This window comes from Micromonospora sp. LOL_015, assembly GCF_048060275.1.
GTDB lineage: Bacteria > Actinomycetota > Actinomycetes > Mycobacteriales > Micromonosporaceae > Micromonospora_E.
The window spans coordinates 1-1,150 of record NZ_JBHMIO010000141.1; the positions used below are offsets into that span (position 1 = coordinate 1).

Here is a 1,150-nt window from a genome sequence, read left to right on the forward strand (position 1 = left end):
AGGTGCCCCGCGACCGGGCGGGCACGTTCACCCCGATGCTGGTGCCGAAGAACGCCCGCCGGCTCGGTGGCCTGTCGGACGTGATCATCAGCCTGTACGCGGGTGGGATGACGGTCCGCGACATCTGCCACCACCTGCAGCGGGTCTACGGCACCGAGGTGTCCCCCGACACGGTCTCCACCATCACCGACGAAGTCCTGGAGGAGGTGAAGGCGTGGCAGCACCGGCCGTTGGACGAGGTGTACCCGATCGTCTACGTCGACGCGTTGATGGTGAAGGTCCGCGACGGCGCCCAGGTCCGTAACAAGGCCTGCTACCTCGTCGTCGGGGTCAACACCGACGGGGTCAAGCACGTCCTCGGTATCTGGGTGCAGCAGACCGAGGGGGCGAAGTTCTGGATGCAGGTCTGCACCGAGCTGCGTAACCGTGGCGTGCGTGATGTGCTGATCGCCTGCTGCGACGGGTTGACCGGTCTGCCCGAGGCGATCGAGGCGGTGTGGCCGCACACCACCGTCCAGACGTGCGTGGTGCACCTCATCCGGGCGGCGACGAAGTTCGTGTCCTACAAGGACCGACGGGCGATGGCCGCCGCGTTGAAGGACATCTACACCGCCCCGACGGTGGAGGCGGCCGAGACCGCGATGCTCGGTTTCGCCGACAGCCCGCTCGGCCGACGCTACCCGGCCGCGGTCGCGGTCTGGGAACGGGCGTGGGAACGGTTCACTCCGTTCCTGGCGTTCCCTCCCGAGGTCCGCCGGATCATCTACACCACCAACGCGATCGAGAGCTTCAACTACCAGATCCGGAAGATCATCAAGAACCGTGGGCATTTCCCCACCGACGACGCCGTGATCAAGCTGATCTGGCTCGCGATCGCCGACATCGAGGACAAACGCGCCCGGCAACGCGCCGCCGAGGCCGGTAAACCCGCGAACTCCCGCACCGCGCCGCCACGGCTGGTCGAAGGCGCCGGCGTGCACGGCTGGAAACAGGCCCTCAACGCGTTGGACCTGTTCTTCCCGAACCGTATCCCCATCGATGCCCGATAGTTGGACAGGATAGGGCGTTAACAGAAATTCGGACAGGCTCGATCGTCAAGGCCGTCGAACGTACCTTCTCCGCGATCAGGGCCTGGCAGAAAGCGAAAACG

Annotated in this window: 1 protein-coding gene; it reads left to right on the forward strand. The window is 65.9% G+C overall.

Translation table 11 applies throughout. The annotated features are described in order from the left end of the window. On the forward strand, window positions 1–1,049 hold a 1,049-nt coding region (locus ACFHWU_RS29165; RefSeq protein WP_416592306.1), incomplete at its 5' end, for an IS256 family transposase. Between the last annotated feature and the right edge of the window lie 101 nt (window positions 1,050–1,150).